This window comes from Streptomyces sp. NPDC030296 (genome assembly GCF_055572815.1).
Window position 1 is genome coordinate 331759 of the sequence record NZ_JBVICQ010000002.1, and the last position, 16016, is coordinate 347774.

The 16016-nt window shown below is 72.4% G+C and carries 10 protein-coding genes; 6 read left to right on the top strand and 4 right to left on the bottom strand.

The window, feature by feature from the left end; genetic code table 11:
* Positions 1–68: 68 nt before the first annotated feature.
* The 3 genes from ACZ4Z3_RS05455 to ACZ4Z3_RS05465 all read right to left on the bottom strand — a co-directional run bounded on the left by ACZ4Z3_RS05455 (position 69) and on the right by ACZ4Z3_RS05465 (position 7226).
* Positions 69–1529, bottom strand: a complete 1461-nt coding sequence (locus tag ACZ4Z3_RS05455) for a glutamate synthase subunit beta (protein WP_468499784.1) — start codon at positions 1527–1529, stop codon at positions 69–71.
* Positions 1522–6126 (bottom strand): glutamate synthase large subunit, encoded by a 4605-nt coding sequence (gene gltB, locus ACZ4Z3_RS05460; RefSeq protein WP_468499785.1) that lies wholly within the window; start codon positions 6124–6126, stop codon positions 1522–1524. Before gltB ends, ACZ4Z3_RS05455 begins: the two co-directional genes overlap by 8 nt.
* Positions 6127–6497: 371 nt before the next feature.
* On the bottom strand, positions 6498–7226 hold the full coding sequence (locus tag ACZ4Z3_RS05465) for a VIT1/CCC1 transporter family protein (protein ID WP_468499786.1): 729 nt from the start codon (positions 7224–7226) through the stop codon (positions 6498–6500).
* 511 nt (positions 7227–7737) lie between these two features.
* On the opposite strand from ACZ4Z3_RS05465, the gene ACZ4Z3_RS05470 reads away from it, so the two are divergent.
* From ACZ4Z3_RS05470 to ACZ4Z3_RS05495, 6 genes are read left to right on the top strand one after another with little or no spacing between them, the layout of a single operon-like run.
* Positions 7738–8823 carry an ADP-ribosylglycohydrolase family protein gene (locus tag ACZ4Z3_RS05470; RefSeq protein WP_468499787.1) on the top strand — a complete coding sequence of 362 codons (1086 nt, stop codon included), beginning with the start codon at positions 7738–7740 and terminating at the stop codon, positions 8821–8823.
* Positions 8820–10103, top strand: coding sequence for an ADP-ribosylglycohydrolase family protein (locus ACZ4Z3_RS05475; protein WP_468499788.1), 1284 nt, complete (start codon positions 8820–8822; stop codon positions 10101–10103). Before ACZ4Z3_RS05470 ends, ACZ4Z3_RS05475 begins: the two co-directional genes overlap by 4 nt.
* Positions 10104–10122: 19 nt before the next feature.
* Positions 10123–11295, top strand: coding sequence for an ADP-ribosylglycohydrolase family protein (locus ACZ4Z3_RS05480; RefSeq protein ID WP_468500204.1), 1173 nt, complete (start codon positions 10123–10125; stop codon positions 11293–11295).
* Positions 11292–12665 (top strand): ADP-ribosylglycohydrolase family protein, encoded by a 1374-nt coding sequence (locus ACZ4Z3_RS05485; RefSeq protein WP_468499789.1) that lies wholly within the window; start codon positions 11292–11294, stop codon positions 12663–12665. Before ACZ4Z3_RS05480 ends, ACZ4Z3_RS05485 begins: the two co-directional genes overlap by 4 nt.
* Positions 12662–13861, top strand: a complete 1200-nt coding sequence (locus tag ACZ4Z3_RS05490; RefSeq protein WP_468499790.1) for a CaiB/BaiF CoA transferase family protein — start codon at positions 12662–12664, stop codon at positions 13859–13861. The genes ACZ4Z3_RS05485 and ACZ4Z3_RS05490 overlap by 4 nt, the downstream gene beginning before the upstream one ends.
* A complete protein-coding gene (locus tag ACZ4Z3_RS05495) occupies positions 13858–14712 on the top strand; it encodes an HpcH/HpaI aldolase/citrate lyase family protein (protein ID WP_468499791.1) in 855 nt (284 codons plus the stop codon). The genes ACZ4Z3_RS05490 and ACZ4Z3_RS05495 overlap by 4 nt, the downstream gene beginning before the upstream one ends.
* A gap of 105 nt (positions 14713–14817) precedes the next feature.
* On the opposite strand, the gene lgt is transcribed toward ACZ4Z3_RS05495, so the two are convergent.
* Positions 14818–15933, bottom strand: a complete 1116-nt coding sequence (lgt, locus tag ACZ4Z3_RS05500) for a prolipoprotein diacylglyceryl transferase (protein WP_468499792.1) — start codon at positions 15931–15933, stop codon at positions 14818–14820.
* Positions 15934–16016: the final 83 nt, after the last annotated feature.

A 16016-nucleotide genomic window follows, 5' to 3' on the forward strand; every position in this document is an offset into this window, starting at 1 on the left:
AGGTGTTCCGTACGCCGTTGTACGGGACGTATGGGGGGTGCCCCGAGGTCACCCGGTGGGTGCGGTCGTCAGACCGTCAGGGCGCGGTCCGTGGGCTTGATCGGCGCCGGGAGGTCGCTGGCCCCGGTGAGGAAGCGGTCGCAGCCGCGGGCGGCCGAGCGGCCCTCCGCGATCGCCCACACGATGAGCGACTGGCCGCGGCCCGCGTCACCGGCGACGAACACACCCGGCACGTTGGTCTGGAAGTCGGCGTCGCGGGCGATGTTGCCGCGCTCGTCGAGCTCCAGGCCGAACTGCTCGACCAGGCCGTTCTCCCGGTCGGTGCCGGTGAAGCCCATCGCGAGGGTGACCAGCTGGGCGGGGATCTTGCGCTCCGTGCCCGGCTTCTGCGTCAGCTTGCCGTCGACGAACTCGACCTCGACGAGGTGCAGCCACTGGACGTTGCCGTCCTCGTCGCCCTCGAAGTGGGTGGTGGAGACGGAGTAGACCCGCTCACCGCCCTCCTCGTGCGCCGAGGTGACCTTGTAGAGCATCGGGAAGGTCGGCCACGGCTGGTGGGGGGCCCGGTCCTCGCCCGGCTTCGGCATGATCTCCAGCTGCGTGACGGAGGCCGCGCCCTGGCGGTGGGCGGTGCCCACGCAGTCCGCGCCGGTGTCGCCGCCGCCGATGACCACGACGTGCTTGCCCTCGGCCGTGATGGGGGGCGCCACGAAGTCGCCCTCCTGCACCTTGTTGGCCAGCGGCAGGTACTCCATGGCCTGGTGGATGCCGTTCAGCTCACGGCCGGGCACCGGCAGGTCGCGCGCGGTCGTGGCACCGGCGGCGATCACGACGGCGTCGTACCGCTTCTTCAGGTCGGTCGCCTTGAGGTCGCGGCCGATCTCGATGCCGGTGCGGAAGCGGGTGCCCTCCGCGCGCATCTGCTCGATGCGGCGGTTGATGTGCCGCTTCTCCATCTTGAACTCAGGGATGCCGTAGCGGAGCAGACCGCCGACGCGGTCGGCCCGCTCGTACACCGCGACCGTGTGACCGGCGCGTGTCAGCTGCTGCGCCGCCGCGAGGCCCGCGGGGCCCGAGCCGATGACCGCGACCGTCTTGCCGGACAGGCGCTCGGGGATCTGCGGGGCGACATCGCCCGTCTCCCACGCCTTGTCGATGATCGAGACCTCGACGTTCTTGATGGTGACGGCCGGCTGGTTGATGCCGAGCACACACGCCGACTCGCACGGGGCCGGGCACAGCCGGCCCGTGAACTCCGGGAAGTTGTTGGTGGCGTGCAGGCGCTCGCTCGCGGCCGCCCAGTCCTCGCGGTAGGCGTAGTCGTTCCACTCGGGGATGAGGTTCCCCAGCGGACAGCCGTTGTGGCAGAACGGGATGCCGCAGTCCATGCAGCGGGACGCCTGCTTCGAGATGATCGGGAGCAGCGAACCCGGGACGTAGACCTCGTTCCAGTCCTTCAGCCGGACGTCGACGGGGCGGGACTTGGCGACCTCGCGGCCGTGGTTGAGAAAGCCCTTGGGATCAGCCATTGGTCGCCGCCTCCATCATCTTCTCGGTGATCTCGGTCTCGGAGAGACCGGCTCGCTCGGCGGCGTCCTTGGCGGCGAGCACTGCCTTGTACGTGCTGGGGATGATCTTGCTGAAGCGGGTCACGGCCTCGTCCCACTCCGCGAGCAGCTTCTCGGCGACCGTGGAGCCGGTCTCCTCGGCGTGGCGGCGCACCACGTCGTGCAGCCACTGCTTGTCGGTGTCGTCGAGCGCCTCGACGGCGTTCACGTTGCCGACGTTGACGTTGTCGCGGTCGAGGTCGATGACGTACGCGATGCCGCCGGACATACCGGCCGCGAAGTTGCGGCCCGTCTCACCGAGGACGACCGCGTGACCGCCGGTCATGTACTCGCAGCCGTGGTCGCCCACGCCCTCGGAGACGACCAGCGCGCCGGAGTTGCGGACGCAGAACCGCTCACCGGTGCGGCCGCGCAGGAACAGCTCGCCGCCGGTCGCGCCGTAGGCGATGGTGTTGCCCGCGATCGTCGAGTACTCGGCGAGGTGGTCGGCGCCCCGGTCGGGACGGACGATCACCCGGCCGCCGGAGAGGCCCTTGCCGACGTAGTCGTTGGCGTCGCCCTCCAGGCGCAGCGTGACACCGCGCGGGAGGAAGGCACCGAAGGACTGGCCCGCGGAGCCGGTGAAGGTGATGTCGATGGTGTCGTCGGGCAGGCCCGCGCCACCGAACTTCTTCGTCACCTCGTGGCCGAGCATGGTGCCGACCGTGCGGTTGATGTTGCGGACCTTGACCTGGGCGCGCACGGGCTGGGCCTCGGTCGCGTCGGAGGCGGCCAGGGCGTCCGCGGCGAGCTTGATCAGCTCGTTGTCGAGCGCCTTCTCCAGGCCGTGGTCCTGCTCGATCAGCTGGTGGCGCACCGCGCCCTCGGGCAGCTCGGGCACGTGGAACAGCGGTTCCAGGTCCAGGCCCTGCGCCTTCCAGTGGTCGACGGCACGCCGCACGTCGAGGACCTCGGCGTGGCCGACGGCCTCCTCGATGGAGCGGAAGCCCAGCTCGGCCAGCAGTTCGCGGACCTCCTCGGCGATGAACCGGAAGAAGTTCACGACGTACTCGGCCTTGCCGGAGAACCGGTCGCGCAGCGTCGGGTTCTGCGTGGCGATGCCGACGGGGCAGGTGTCGAGGTGGCAGACGCGCATCATGACGCAGCCGGAGACGACGAGCGGCGCGGTCGCGAAGCCGAACTCCTCGGCGCCGAGCAGCGCGGCGATGACCACGTCACGACCGGTCTTCAGCTGGCCGTCGGTCTGGACGACGATGCGGTCGCGCAGGCCGTTGAGCAGCAGGGTCTGCTGGGTCTCGGCGAGGCCGAGCTCCCAGGGGCCGCCGGCGTGCTTCAGCGAGGTCAGCGGGGAGGCACCGGTGCCGCCGTCGTGACCCGAGATGAGCACGACGTCGGCGTGCGCCTTGGACACACCGGCCGCGACCGTGCCGACGCCGACCTCGGAGACCAGCTTCACGTGGATGCGGGCCTGCGGGTTGGCGTTCTTGAGGTCGTGGATCAGCTGCGCCAGGTCCTCGATGGAGTAGATGTCGTGGTGCGGCGGCGGGGAGATCAGGCCCACGCCCGGCGTCGAGTGACGCGTCTTCGCGACCCACGGGTACACCTTGTGGCCGGGCAGCTGACCGCCCTCGCCGGGCTTGGCGCCCTGGGCCATCTTGATCTGGATGTCGTCCGCGTTGACCAGGTACTCGGAGGTCACACCGAAGCGGCCGGAGGCGACCTGCTTGATGGACGACCGGCGCGCCGGGTCGTACAGGCGCTCGGGGTCCTCGCCGCCCTCACCGGTGTTGGACTTGCCGCCCAACTGGTTCATGGCGATGGCGAGGGTCTCGTGCGCCTCCTTGGAGATGGAGCCGTACGACATGGCGCCGGTGGAGAACCGCTTGACGATCTCGGAGACCGGCTCGACCTCGTCGACGGGGATCGGCTGCCGGTCCGACTGGAAGCCGAACAGGCCGCGCAGCGTCATCAGCCGCTCGGACTGCTCGTTCACCCGCTCGGTGTACTTCTTGAAGATGTCGTAGCGGGCCGCGCGCGTGGAGTGCTGGAGGCGGAAGACCGTCTCCGGGTCGAACAGGTGCGGTTCGCCCTCGCGGCGCCACTGGTACTCGCCGCCTATCTCCAGGGCGCGGTGCGCCGGGGCGATGCCGGAGGCGGGGTACGCCTTGGCGTGGCGGGCGGCGACCTCCTTGGCGATGACGTCGATGCCGACGCCGCCGATCTTGGTGGCCGTGCCGTTGAAGTACTTCTCCACGAACTCGTCCGCGAGACCGACGGCCTCGAAGACCTGGGCGCCGCGGTAGGAGGCCACGGTGGAGATGCCCATCTTCGACATGACCTTCAGGACGCCCTTGCCGAGGGCGTAGATCAGATTGCGGATGGCCTGCTCGGGCTCGATACCGGAGAGGAACGTTCCGGCGCGGACGAGGTCCTCGACGGACTCCATCGCCAGGTACGGGTTGACGGCGGCGGCGCCGTAGCCGATGAGCAGGGCGACGTGGTGGACCTCGCGGACGTCGCCGGCCTCGACCAGCAGGCCCACCTGGGTGCGCTGCTTGGTGCGGATGAGGTGGTGGTGGACGGCCGCGGTGAGCAGCAGCGACGGGATCGGCGCGTGCTCGGCGTCCGAGTGGCGGTCCGACAGGACGATCAGCCGGGCACCGTTCTCGATGGCGGCGTCGGTCTCGGCGCAGATCTCCTCGATGCGCGCGGCGAGGGCGTCACCGCCGCCGGAGACCCGGTACAGGCCGGAGAGGGTCGCGGCCTTCATGCCGGGCATGTCGCCGTCGGCGTTGATGTGGATGAGCTTGGCCAGCTCGTCGTTGTCGATCACCGGGAAGGGCAGGGTGACGCTGCGGCACGACGCGGCGCTCGGCTCCAGGATGTTGCCCTCGGGGCCCAGCGAGGAGCGCAGCGAGGTGACGAGCTCCTCGCGGATCGCGTCCAGCGGCGGGTTGGTGACCTGCGCGAACAGCTGGGTGAAGTAGTCGAACAGCAGCCGGGGGCGGGAGGACAGCGCGGCGATCGGCGAGTCGGTGCCCATGGAGCCGATCGGCTCGGCGCCGGCCTTGGCCATCGGCGCGAGGATGACGCGCAGCTCCTCCTCGGTGTACCCGAAGGTCTGCTGGCGGCGGGTGACCGAGGCGTGGGTGTGCACGATGTGCTCGCGCTCGGGCAGGTCGGACAGCTCGATCTCGCCGGCTTCCAGCCACTCCGCGTACGGGTGCTCGGCGGCGAGGGCGGCCTTGATCTCGTCGTCCTCGATGATGCGGTGCTCGACGGTGTCGACGAGGAACATGCGGCCGGGCTGGAGGCGGCCCTTGCGGACGACCTTCGCGGGGTCGATGTCGAGGACGCCGACCTCGGAGCCGAGGACGACGAGGCCGTCGTCGGTGACCCAGTAGCGGCCGGGGCGCAGTCCGTTGCGGTCGAGGACCGCGCCGACCTGCTTGCCGTCGGTGAAGGTGACACAGGCCGGGCCGTCCCAGGGCTCCATCATCGTGGAGTGGAACTGGTAGAAGGCGCGGCGGGCCGGCTCCATGGAGTCGTGGTTCTCCCACGCCTCCGGGATCATCATCAGGACGGAGTGCGGGAGGGAACGGCCGCCGAGGTGGAGCAGTTCGAGCACCTCGTCGAAGGACGCCGAGTCGGAGGCGTCCGGCGTACAGATCGGGAAGATCCGCTCCAGCTTGTCCTGCGGGCCGAAGAGGTCGGAGGCGAGCTGGGACTCGCGGGCGACCATCCAGTTGCGGTTGCCCTTGACCGTGTTGATCTCGCCGTTGTGGGCAACGAAGCGGTACGGGTGGGCGAGCGGCCACGACGGGAACGTGTTGGTGGAGAACCGGGAGTGCACGAGCGCGATCGCGGAGGCGAAGCGGCGGTCGGACAGGTCCGGGAAGAAGGGCTCCAGCTGGCCGGTGGTCAGCATGCCCTTGTAGACGATGGTCCGCGCGGACAGCGAGGGGAAGTAGACGTCGACCTCGCGCTCGGCGCGCTTGCGCAGCACGAACGTCTTGCGGTCGAGGGCGATGTCCGTGGCGGGCACCGCGGCGCCGTCGGCGACGAAGATCTGACGGAAGGCGGGCATCGTCGAGCGGGCCGTGGCGCCGAGCAGCTCGGGCGCGACGGGCACCTCGCGCCAGCCGAGGACGCTCAGGCCCTCCTCGGCGGCGATGGCATCGATGCGGGCGGCCGCGTCGTCGGCGCCGTCCTGGGGCAGGAAGGCGATGCCGACCGCGTACGCGCCGGCCTCGGGCAGCTCGAATCCGGCCACCTCGCGGAAGAAGCCGTCGGGCACCTGGGAGAGGATGCCGGCGCCGTCGCCGGAATCCGGCTCGGAGCCGGTGGCACCACGGTGTTCCAGGTTGCGCAGAACGGTGAGCGCCTGCTCGACCAGCGCATGGCTCGCCTCGCCGGTGAGGGTGGCCACGAAGCCGACGCCACAGGCGTCGCGCTCGTTGCGGGGGTCGTACATACCCTGCGCAGCAGGGCGAGCATCCATGAACGACCACTTCTGGCCATTCGTGGAGTGCTGGGACGGCTGGCGCGGCGTACGCATCGGCTCTCCCGTCGTCGTCATGTGGCATGTGCGGTGCCGAGGGACGACGTTGGCCCTCTGCGTGGAGTGCAAAATTTCGTGCAGGTTACATGATGGAGCGATTCTCGGGAACCGGGATAGTTCGTTCCAACATGCGGACGCCGCGGCGCTGAAGCGGATACGACGCACGGCGGCGGGAGCAAGGGGAGCCTTCCGGACAGATCCATGTCCTTCGACTCGATGTGCGGGGGGCGTCGTCGCTCCCTGCGGCAAGGTGCGGTGCAGGCGTCATTGCCGGCGGCGCTTACGGCTCATGCCCAGCGGTTAAGCATTCGAAACCGCGTAGTAACGACTACTTATACGACCTGGCGCATACGTAGCCATCCGATTCATCATACGGCCGCACCGAACAGCGTGCCCAGGGCGTACGTCACACCGGCCGCGGCACCCCCGAGGGCCAGCTGACGCAGCCCGCTGAACCACCAGCTTCTGGCCGTCACCTTCGCCACCAGGGCACCACAGGCGAAGAGTCCCAGCAACGCCACCAGCACGGCGGGCCACAGCGCGCTCGCGCCGAGCAGATACGGCAGCACGGGCAGCAGGGCGCCGAGCGCGAAGGAACCGAAGCTCGACACGGCGGCGACGGTGGGCGAGGGGAGGTCGCCCGGGTCGATGCCGAGCTCCTCGCGGGCGTGGATCTCCAGGGCCTGCTCGGGATCGCGCGAGAGCTGTCTCGCGACCTCACGGGCGAGCTCCGGCTCGACGCCGCGCGCCTCGTAGAGGGCGGCCAGCTCCTTCTCCTCGTCCTTGGGGTGCTTGCGCAACTCGCGCCGCTCGACATCCAGTTCCGCCTCGACGAGTTCGCGCTGCGAGGCCACGGAGGTGTACTCGCCGGCCGCCATCGAGAAGGCCCCGGCGGCCAGTCCCGCGAGCCCGGCGACGACGACCGCCTCCCGGCCGGCCGTGCCGCCGGCGACACCGGTCATCAGCGCCAGATTGGACACGAGCCCGTCCATCGCCCCGAACACGGCGGGCCGCAGCCAGCCGCCGTTCACGTCCCGGTGGGTGTGGTTGTCGCGGTGCGCCACGTGGAGCGCTGCTTCGGTGTCGATGATCGCCATACGTCGAACGTACGCTCGGAAAATCGCTTCTGCCAGCAAGGAAGGCCGTACTTACCTGCGGCTACGCGGTGATTCGGGGACGTCCGAGTGGGCTTCGCGACTGTTCGAGGAATCGTTGCCGCTCATTCGTACAAGGCTCCGCACAGATGTCGACCGGGTGATACCGGAGCGTTCGGAGGGCCGGTCGGGCACGCGATGTGGCAGAGATCGTCACAGAGAAATCTGCAGAACGGATCAACTACCCATAGTGCTGCGCGACCCACCGGTCGAGGCACGCACGGTCACCGAGGGACCCAGGCACCACCGGGTCGCCACGCCCCCGGAGCGGGGCAGCCCACCAGGCAGCCGCAGGCACCCGCCTCCCACCAGCCCCCGGCGAGCGGCAGGCCCCCAGCCGCCCGCACAGCACCCACACCGCCCCACCCAGCTACGTACCGCGTCGCCGACCCCCACTTCCCTCGGACACGATCCGCTGGACCGGCCCTCGATGAGCGGGCCAGAGAGGCGTCCTATGCCTTCGATCGCCTGCGTCCCTCCGGCCCCGCTGCCGGGGGACGCCACCGGTCTTCGTGAGCGGGCGCGCGGCGCCATGCTCGGGCTCGCCGTCGGGGACGCGCTGGGGGCGCCCGCGGAGAACATGAAGCCGTCCGAGATCCGCGCCCGCTGGGGCCGCATCACGGGGTACGTCGTCGAGAACCCCGCGGGCACGGACGACACCGAGTACGCCATCTTCTCCGGGCTGCTGCTGGCCCGGCACGGCTCGGCGCTCACCGTCACGCATGTGGAGACGGCCTGGCACCAGTGGATCGCGGACCTGGACGAGGGTCCCTTCCGAGGCGCCGGCTTCAGCGAACGCGGCACCCTGGAGAACCTCCGCCGGGGTCTGGCCGCCCCCATCTCCGCGCAGCACCGGCACGCCTGGAGCGACGGTCTGGCGATGCGCGCGGCACCCTTCGGCGTCTTCGCGGCGGGCCGCCCCGCCGAGGCCGCCCGGCTGGTCGCCATCGACGGCTCGGTCAGCCACGACGGAGAGGGCATCTACGGAGGTCAGGCGGTCGCGGCGGGAGTGGCGGCGGCGATGGCGGGCGCGCCGACCATCTCGGTCGTGGCGTCCGCCCTGGCGGTCGTCCCGGACGACTCCTGGACCGCGCGCTCACTGCGCCGCGCGGTCGCGGTCGCCCACCGGGGCGAGCGTGCGGTCCGCTCCGCCGTGGTCGTCGGCGGTTACCCGTGGACGGACCTGGCCCCCGAGGCGGTCGCGCTCGCGTTCGGCGCGTACGCGGTGGCCGACGGCGACTTCACGGAGTCCGTCCTCACCGCGGTGAACATGGGCCGCGACGCGGACACGACGGCGGCCGTGGCGGGCGCCCTGGCCGGCGCCACGCGCGGCGCCTCGGCCATCCCCCCGGAGTGGACGACGCCCATCGGCCCCGCACGGGGCAGTTGCCTCCCCGCCATGGCCGGCCACCACGTCCTGGACGTGGCCGAGCTGCTCACCCCGGACGACTGCGCCAAGTGGATCACCGGCCCCCTCCCCCCGGCCTGGCCCGCCCCGTCCGCCTACGCCCCGGCCCCCGAGGAGGAGCCCCACCCATGAACCCCCCGAGCCCCTGGGACGAGGGCCCGACAGGCACGCCCCTCACCCTGCCCCCTCCCACGCCGTCCGAGGTCCTCCCGGAGCCACCGCCCCTCACGCTCACCCCGCCCGCCCCGATGCCGTCCGAGGAACCGGCGGAGCCACCGCCCCCCGCCGGGACCCGGCACAGAGTCGAGGGCCTCCTCCTCGGCCTCGCCGCCGGTGACGCCGCCGGCTGGCCCGCCGCCCGGCACCGCGCCGCCCGTATGCCCGAGTGGACCCGCCGCCTCACCCGTGAACTCGACACCTTCGCGGAGCAGAACGCGACGACCACCCTCCCCGTCCCCATCGCCCTCAACCAGCCCCCCGAGCCGCTCCGCCTCGGCCCTTCCGACGACGCGGAATGGGCGGCGTTCGCCGCCGAGGCGCTGCTGCGCGCCGGGGACGCCGCCGCGCTCGGCGACCTGAGCCTTGAGCGCCGTACCCGCGCCTCCATCGACCTGTCCTGGAACACCGTCGCCAGCGAGATCGCCGCGGCCGCGGAGCGCGCCCCCGAGGTCGAGTCCGCCGTGCTCCCGCTGCGCGCCCGCATCTCCGTGCGCGCGGGACTCGGCAACCTCGCCACCGGTCTGCGCCCGCCCGCCACCGGCCACGACAACCCGCACTACTTCGACGACGCGGCCTGCGTACGCGCCTGTGTGCTCGCGGTGGCCCACCCGGGCGATCCCCGACGCGCCGCCGACCTCGCCGAGTTCGACGCCCGCTACACCCAGGACGGCGACGGTGTGCACGGCGCCCGCGCGATGGCCGCCGCCCTCGCGCTCGCCCTCGCCGGCGCGGACGTCGACGGGTGCGCCGAGGCGGCCCTCGCCGAGCTCCCCGCCGAGACGGAGATCGGCCGCAACGCCCGCCACGCCCTGGACCTGGCCCACCGCCACAAAAGAGAAGGAACATTCGCCCTCGTGCCGCTGCTGGAGCACCAGATCGTCGACCACGTCTACAGCTACGGCATCGCCGCCGCCGAGACGGTCCCCGTCGCCCTCGCCCTGGCCACCGCCGCCCGCGGCCGGATCGCCGAGGCCGTCCCCGCCGCCGCCTGCCTCTCCCGGGTCGCCGACTCCGCGCCCGCGCTCGCCGGCGCCCTGACCGGCGCGCTCGGCGGCGCCGCCGCCCTCCCCGACACCTGGCGGGACGCCTGCCGCACCCTCTCCGGCTGCGCCCTCCCCCGCCTCACCGGTACGGATCTCGTACACCTCGCCGAACTTCTCGCAGCCACGGAACTCGCCGCCCCTGGAGGATGATTCGGGCATGACGCCCCCTATGGAACCCCATCGCCACGCAGTGCCGCATACCGACGCGGGTCTGGAGGAACGCTTCACCGGCGCCCTGGTCGGCGCCGCCGTCGGCGACGCCCTCGGCGGCCCGGTCGAGGGCTACACCCCGGAGCAGATCCTCGAACGTCACGGCGGCCGCGTCCACGGCATCGTCGGCCCCTGGAACGGCGACGACTGGTGCACCGCCCGCCCGATCGCCCCGTACCACAAGGGCGACGGCCACGTCACCGACGACACCCTGATGACGCACGCGCTGGTGCGGGTGTACGAGCGGGTCCGCGACCACCTCGACGCGTACGCGATCGCCGAGCACCTGGTCCCCGACATGATGACCACCCCGCGCTGGATCCCGGAGCTGGAGGCGGAGGCCCTCCCCCTGCAACGGGTCTTCCTCGCCGAGAAGTGGCTGGTGGCCCGGCTGCACTACGGCCATGTCGACCCCCGGGAGGCCGGCGCCGGAAACATCGTCAACTGCGGCGCCGCGATGTACATGGCGCCGGTCGGCCTGGTCAACGCGGCCGACCCGAGGGGCGCGTACGCCGAGGCCCTCGACATCGCGGGCGCCCACCAGTCGTCGTACGGCAGGGAGGCGGCGGGCGTGTTCGCGGCGGCCGTCGCGGCGGCGTGCGCGCCGGGCGCCACCGCGCGGTCGGTGGTCGACACCTGTGTGCGGCTGGCGAAGGACGGCACGCGCGCCGCGATCGAGGCGGTGTGCGAGGTGGCGTCCCGTCACGCGGACTTCGAGTCGGCGCTGAAGCCGCTGCGGGAGGCGGTGACGCCCTTCGACACGGTCGGCCCCGACTACCGCGCCCCCTCCCTGGGCGCCCGCCGCCCCTCCCGTCTCCACTCCGTCGAGGAACTCCCCATCGCGCTGGGCATGGTGCTGGTGGCCCGCGGCGACTACCGCCACGCGGTGCTGGGTTCGGTGAACTACGGCCGCGACTGCGACTCCATCGCCACGATGGCCGGAGCCCTGGCCGGGGCGCTGGGCTCGGACGTGCCCGCGGACTGGGCGAAGACCGTCGCCGAGGCGAGCCGCCTGGATCTGCACGCGCCGGCCACGGCGTTGACGGAGGTCGCCCTGCAGATCCACGAGCGGGACGTACGCCGCCGCCGCGCGCACGAGGCGGCCTTCACCACCCTGGCGGGCATCCGATGACCGCCCTCCGCCTCAGCTGGGTCCAGCCCGAGGACCTCCTCGGCCACGAGCTCCAGCAGGCGGTCCAGGACGGCCGGGCGCCCGCCGCCATCGCCACCCGCTGGAAGAACGCGGGCGGCCCCCCGGCCCCGCTCCGCGCCGGTGCCTCCCCTCAACCGGCCTCCCGCTACCTGCGCTTGCTGGCCGAGGACCTGCTGGACGAACTGGAGGACCTGCCCAGCCGGTCGGCGCACCGGGAGCCGACGGAACTCGACCGGATCAAGGCCCTGTGCCCCGACTGGCCCGCGCGCGGGAGCGCCCCCGGCGAGGCGGCCGGATACCCGGCGGCACTGGAGGCCGCCTGGCTGGGCCGGGCCGTCGGCTGCCTCCTCGGCAAACCCGTCGAGAAGCTGCCCCTCACCGCCATCCGGCAGCTCGCCCAGACCGCCGGGAACTGGCCCCTGAACACGTACTTCACCGCGCGGGGCGTCCCCGACGACCTGCTGCGGGCCCACCCGTGGAACCGCCGCTCGGCACACACCTCCCTCGCCGAGAACATCGACGGCATGCCCGAGGACGACGATCTCAACTACCCGCTCCTCAACCTGCTTCTGCTCCAGCGGCACGGCCACGGCTTCACCACCACCGACGTGGCGGCGCTCTGGCTCGACGAACTCCCCGCGGGCCGCACCTTCACCGCCGAGCGCGTCGCCTACCGCAACCTGCTCAGCGGCATCGAGCCGCCCCGCACGGCACGCCACCGCAACCCGTTCCGGGAGTGGATCGGCGCCCTGATCCGCGCCGACGTCCACGGCTGGACCCATCCGGGCGACCCGGCCGCCGCGGCCGAGCGGGCCCACCGCGACGCCACCCTCACCCACACCGCGAACGGCGTGTACGCGGCGATGTTCGTGGCGGCCGTCATCGCCGAGGCCGCCACCGGCGCCCACGACATCCACCACTGCCTGCGCACCGGCCTCACCGTCGTCCCCGAGCACTCCCGCCTGGCCGGAGCGATCCGCCACGCCCTCGAACTGGCCGCCGAGGAGCGGGACTTCGACCGGATCGTCGACGCACTCCACACCACCTACGCCGACCACCACTGGGTCCACGCCCTCCCCAACACGGCCCTGCTGACCGCCGCCCTCACCCACGCGGACGGCGACTTCACCGCCTCCGTCTGCCGAGCGGTGTCGGGCGGCTGGGACACCGACTCCAACGGCGCCACCGCGGGCAGCGTCGCGGGCCTCCTCGCCGGTTCCCCGCGGGCACTCCCCGACCGGTGGACGGCGCCCCTCAAGAACCGCCTGGCCACCTCGGTCGCCGACTTCGACGGCATCGGCTTCGACGCCCTGGCCCGCCTCACCCACCGGGAGATCCGCCGCTCATGACCAAGGCGTACGACCCCCCGCTCCGGCACCTGCGCGTCCTCGACCTCGCCACGCTCTTCGCCGGTCCCCTCGCCGCCACGATGCTCGGTGACTTCGGCGCGGAGGTCATCAAGGTCGAGCACCCCACGAAGCCCGATCCGTCGCGCGGCCACGGCCCCTCGAAGGACGGCGTGGGCCTGTGGTGGAAGCTCCTCGGCCGCAACAAGCGCACCCTGACGCTGAACCTCTCGACACCGGGCGGCCGGGACACCCTCCTCCGGCTCGCCGCCACCTCCGACGTGATCATCGAGAACTTCCGCCCCGGCACCCTGGAGCGGTGGGGCCTGGGCTGGCCGGAGCTGTCGGCCGTCAACCCGCGCCTGGTCCTGGCCCGCGTGACCGGCTTCGGCCAGTTCGGCCCGTACGCGCGCCGCCCCGGCTTCGGCACGCTCGCCGAGGCGATGAGCGGCTTCGCCGCGATCACCGGCGAGCCGGACGCCCCGCCGGTGCTCCCGCCGTTCGGCCTCGCCGACTCGATCGCGGGCCTGGCGACGGCGTACGCGGTGATGACCGCGCTCGCCGCGCGTGACCGCACGGGCGAGGGGCAGACGGTGGACATGGCGATCATCGAGCCGATCCTCACCGTCCTCGGCCCCCAGCCCCTCTGGTACGACCAGCTGGGCCACGTCCAGCCCCGCACGGGCAACCGCTCCACCAACAACGCGCCCCGCAACACCTACCGCACGGCGGACGGTTCCTGGGTGGCCGTGTCGACCTCCGCCCAGTCCGTCGCGGAGCGGGTGATGCGCCTGGTCGGGCGCCCGGAGCTGATCGACGAGCCGTGGTTCGGTTCGGGTGCGGAGCGGGCCCGCCACGCGGACGTCCTGGACGAGGCGGTCGGCGCGTGGATCGCCCGCCACACCCGCGAGGAGGTCGTGGAGGCCTTCGAGAAGGCGGAGGCGGCGGTCGCCCCCATCCAGGACGTGCGGGAGGTGATGACCGACCCCCAGTACCGGGCCCTCGACACCGTCACCACCGTCGACGACCCGGAGCTCGGCCCGCTGCGCATGCAGAACGTCCTCTTCCGGCTCTCCGCGACACCGGGCGCCATCCGCTGGGCGGGCCGCCCGCACGGCGCGGACACGGACGCGGTGCTGACCGAGCTGGGTCTGACCGGCACGGACATCGCGGCCCTGCGCGAGGAGGGCGCCCTGTGACCGCCCCTCCCGTCACCTCCGTCCCGCTGACCTGGCTGTACGTCCCCGGCGACCGCCCCGAGGTGGTGGTCAAGGCCCTGGCCTCCGGCGCGGACGTCGTGATCGTGGACCTGGAGGACGCGGTCGCCGCCGACCGCAAGGAGTACGCGCGGTCCGCCACCGCGGAGCTGCTCTCGGAACCCCCGCCCCTCCCCGTCCACGTCCGGATGAACGCCCTGGACACCGTGTACGCAGAGGACGACCTCAGGGCGCTGGCCCCGCTGCCCGGCCTGAGCGGCCTGCGCCTGCCGAAGATCTCGGCCGCCGCCGACGTGGTGCGCGTCGCGGAGCGCGCCGCCCCCGCCGACGGAGGGGCACTCCCCCTCCACCCCCTGCTGGAGTCGGCGCTCGGCGTGGAACGGGCGTACGAGATCGCCGCCGCCCACCCGACGGTCCAGGGCATCGCGCTCGGCGAGGCGGACCTCCGCGCCGACCTCGCCGTCCGCGACGACCGGGCGCTCGACTGGCCCCGCTCCCGGGTGATCGTCGCCGCCCGCGCCGCGGGGCTGCCCTCGCCCGCGCAGTCCGTCCACCCGGACACCAAGGACCTCGACGGCCTGGCCCGCTCCTGCGCGCACGGCCGCGCCCTGGGGTTCCTCGGCCGGGCCGCGATCCACCCCCGCCAGCTCCCGGTCATCGAACGCGCCTACACCCCGACCCCGGCGGAGATCGAATCCGCCGAGCACATCGTCGAAGCCGCCACCGTGAGGCCCGGCGCCCAGGCACTCCCCACGGGTCACTTCATCGACCCGGCGATCCTGGCGCAGGCCCGCCGCACCCTGACCCTCGCACACCGCGCCGGGAGGTCCTGACCGACGCCGGGTGCGGAGAACCGAACGCCCACCCGCCTGATCCGGCGGGTGGGCGGGGACGACGTCCGTCGCGAGGCGACGGGTCGCAGCGGGGCGAGCGGGGCCTCAGCTCTTCTCGGCGGCCTGCGGCTCGGCGTCCGAGACCTTCGCGTCCTTCTCGGCCTTCGTGTCCTTCTCGGCCTTCGTGTCCGTCTTCTCCTCGGCCGTCCCGGAAGCCTTGTCCGAGGGCTTACCGGAGTCGGACGCCTTCTCCGTGGTATCCGCGGGCTTGCCCGACTCGGACCTCTTCTCCTTGGTCTTGGCAGGCTTCTCGGACTCGGACGCCTTGTCGGCGGCCTCGGCGTCCTTCTCCGACTCCGCGTCCCCGTCCCTCTTCAGGGCGGTGGAGTCGTCGTCGCCGTCACCGGCGCCCGGCTCGACGATCTCCTCGCGTCCCGGCCGCTTCCGGGCCGAGAGCACGATGTAGATCACGGCGAGCACGAACACGAACAGCGCGGTCCAGTTGTTGAGCCGCAGGCCCAGGATGCGGTGGGCGTCGTCGACCCGCATGTACTCGATCCAGAACCGCCCCGCGCAGTACGCGGCGACGTACAGCGCGAACGCCCGCCCGTGCCCGAGCCGGAACCGCCGGTCGGCCCAGATGACCAGCACCGCGACGCCGATGCACCACAGCGACTCGTACAGGAAGGTCGGGTGGTAGGTGCCCGGCATCCGCCCGTCCGTGGAGGATGTGATCTCCAGGGCCCAGGGAAGATCCGTCGGCCTGCCGTACAGCTCCTGGTTGAACCAGTTGCCCCACCGGCCGATCGCCTGGGCGAGGGCGATGCCGGGGGCGACGGCGTCGGCGTACGCGGGCAGCGGGATGCCACGGCGGCGGCAGCCGATCCACGCGCCGACGGCGCCGAGGGCGATCGCGCCCCAGATGCCGAGGCCGCCCTCCCACACCTTGAAGGCGTCCACCCAGTCACGGCCCTCGCTGAAGTACAGCTCGTAGTCCGTGATCACGTGGTAGAGCCGGCCGCCGACCAGGCCGAAGGGAACGGCCCAGACCGCGATGTCGGCGACCGTGCCGGCGCGCCCGCCCCGGGCGACCCAGCGTTTATTGCCGAGCCAGACGGCTACGAAGACACCGATGATGATGCAGAAAGCGTAGCCGCGCAGCGGGACGGGACCGAGGTACAGCACCCCGCGCGACGGGCTGGGAATGTAGGCAAGTTCCATGGCAGGGTCGACGCTACCCTGCCGGGCCCGGCCGACGACGGGCGGCCCGGCAACGGGTCCATAACGCCGCCCCACGAACTCCC

Bases quoted from the DNA above. Each gene is read 5' to 3' on its own strand.
- ACZ4Z3_RS05455 (WP_468499784.1), bottom strand. From the start codon at position 1,529: ATGGCTGATCCCAAGGGCTTTCTCAACCACGGCCGCGAGGTCGCCAAG.
- gltB (WP_468499785.1), bottom strand. From the start codon at position 6,126: ATGCGTACGCCGCGCCAGCCGTCCCAGCACTCCACGAATGGCCAGAAG.
- ACZ4Z3_RS05465 (WP_468499786.1), bottom strand. From the start codon at position 7,226: ATGGCGATCATCGACACCGAAGCAGCGCTCCACGTGGCGCACCGCGAC.
- ACZ4Z3_RS05470 (WP_468499787.1), top strand. From the start codon at position 7,738: ATGCCTTCGATCGCCTGCGTCCCTCCGGCCCCGCTGCCGGGGGACGCC.
- ACZ4Z3_RS05475 (WP_468499788.1), top strand. From the start codon at position 8,820: ATGAACCCCCCGAGCCCCTGGGACGAGGGCCCGACAGGCACGCCCCTC.
- ACZ4Z3_RS05480 (WP_468500204.1), top strand. From the start codon at position 10,123: ATGGAACCCCATCGCCACGCAGTGCCGCATACCGACGCGGGTCTGGAG.
- ACZ4Z3_RS05485 (WP_468499789.1), top strand. From the start codon at position 11,292: ATGACCGCCCTCCGCCTCAGCTGGGTCCAGCCCGAGGACCTCCTCGGC.
- ACZ4Z3_RS05490 (WP_468499790.1), top strand. From the start codon at position 12,662: ATGACCAAGGCGTACGACCCCCCGCTCCGGCACCTGCGCGTCCTCGAC.
- lgt (WP_468499792.1), bottom strand. From the start codon at position 15,933: ATGGAACTTGCCTACATTCCCAGCCCGTCGCGCGGGGTGCTGTACCTC.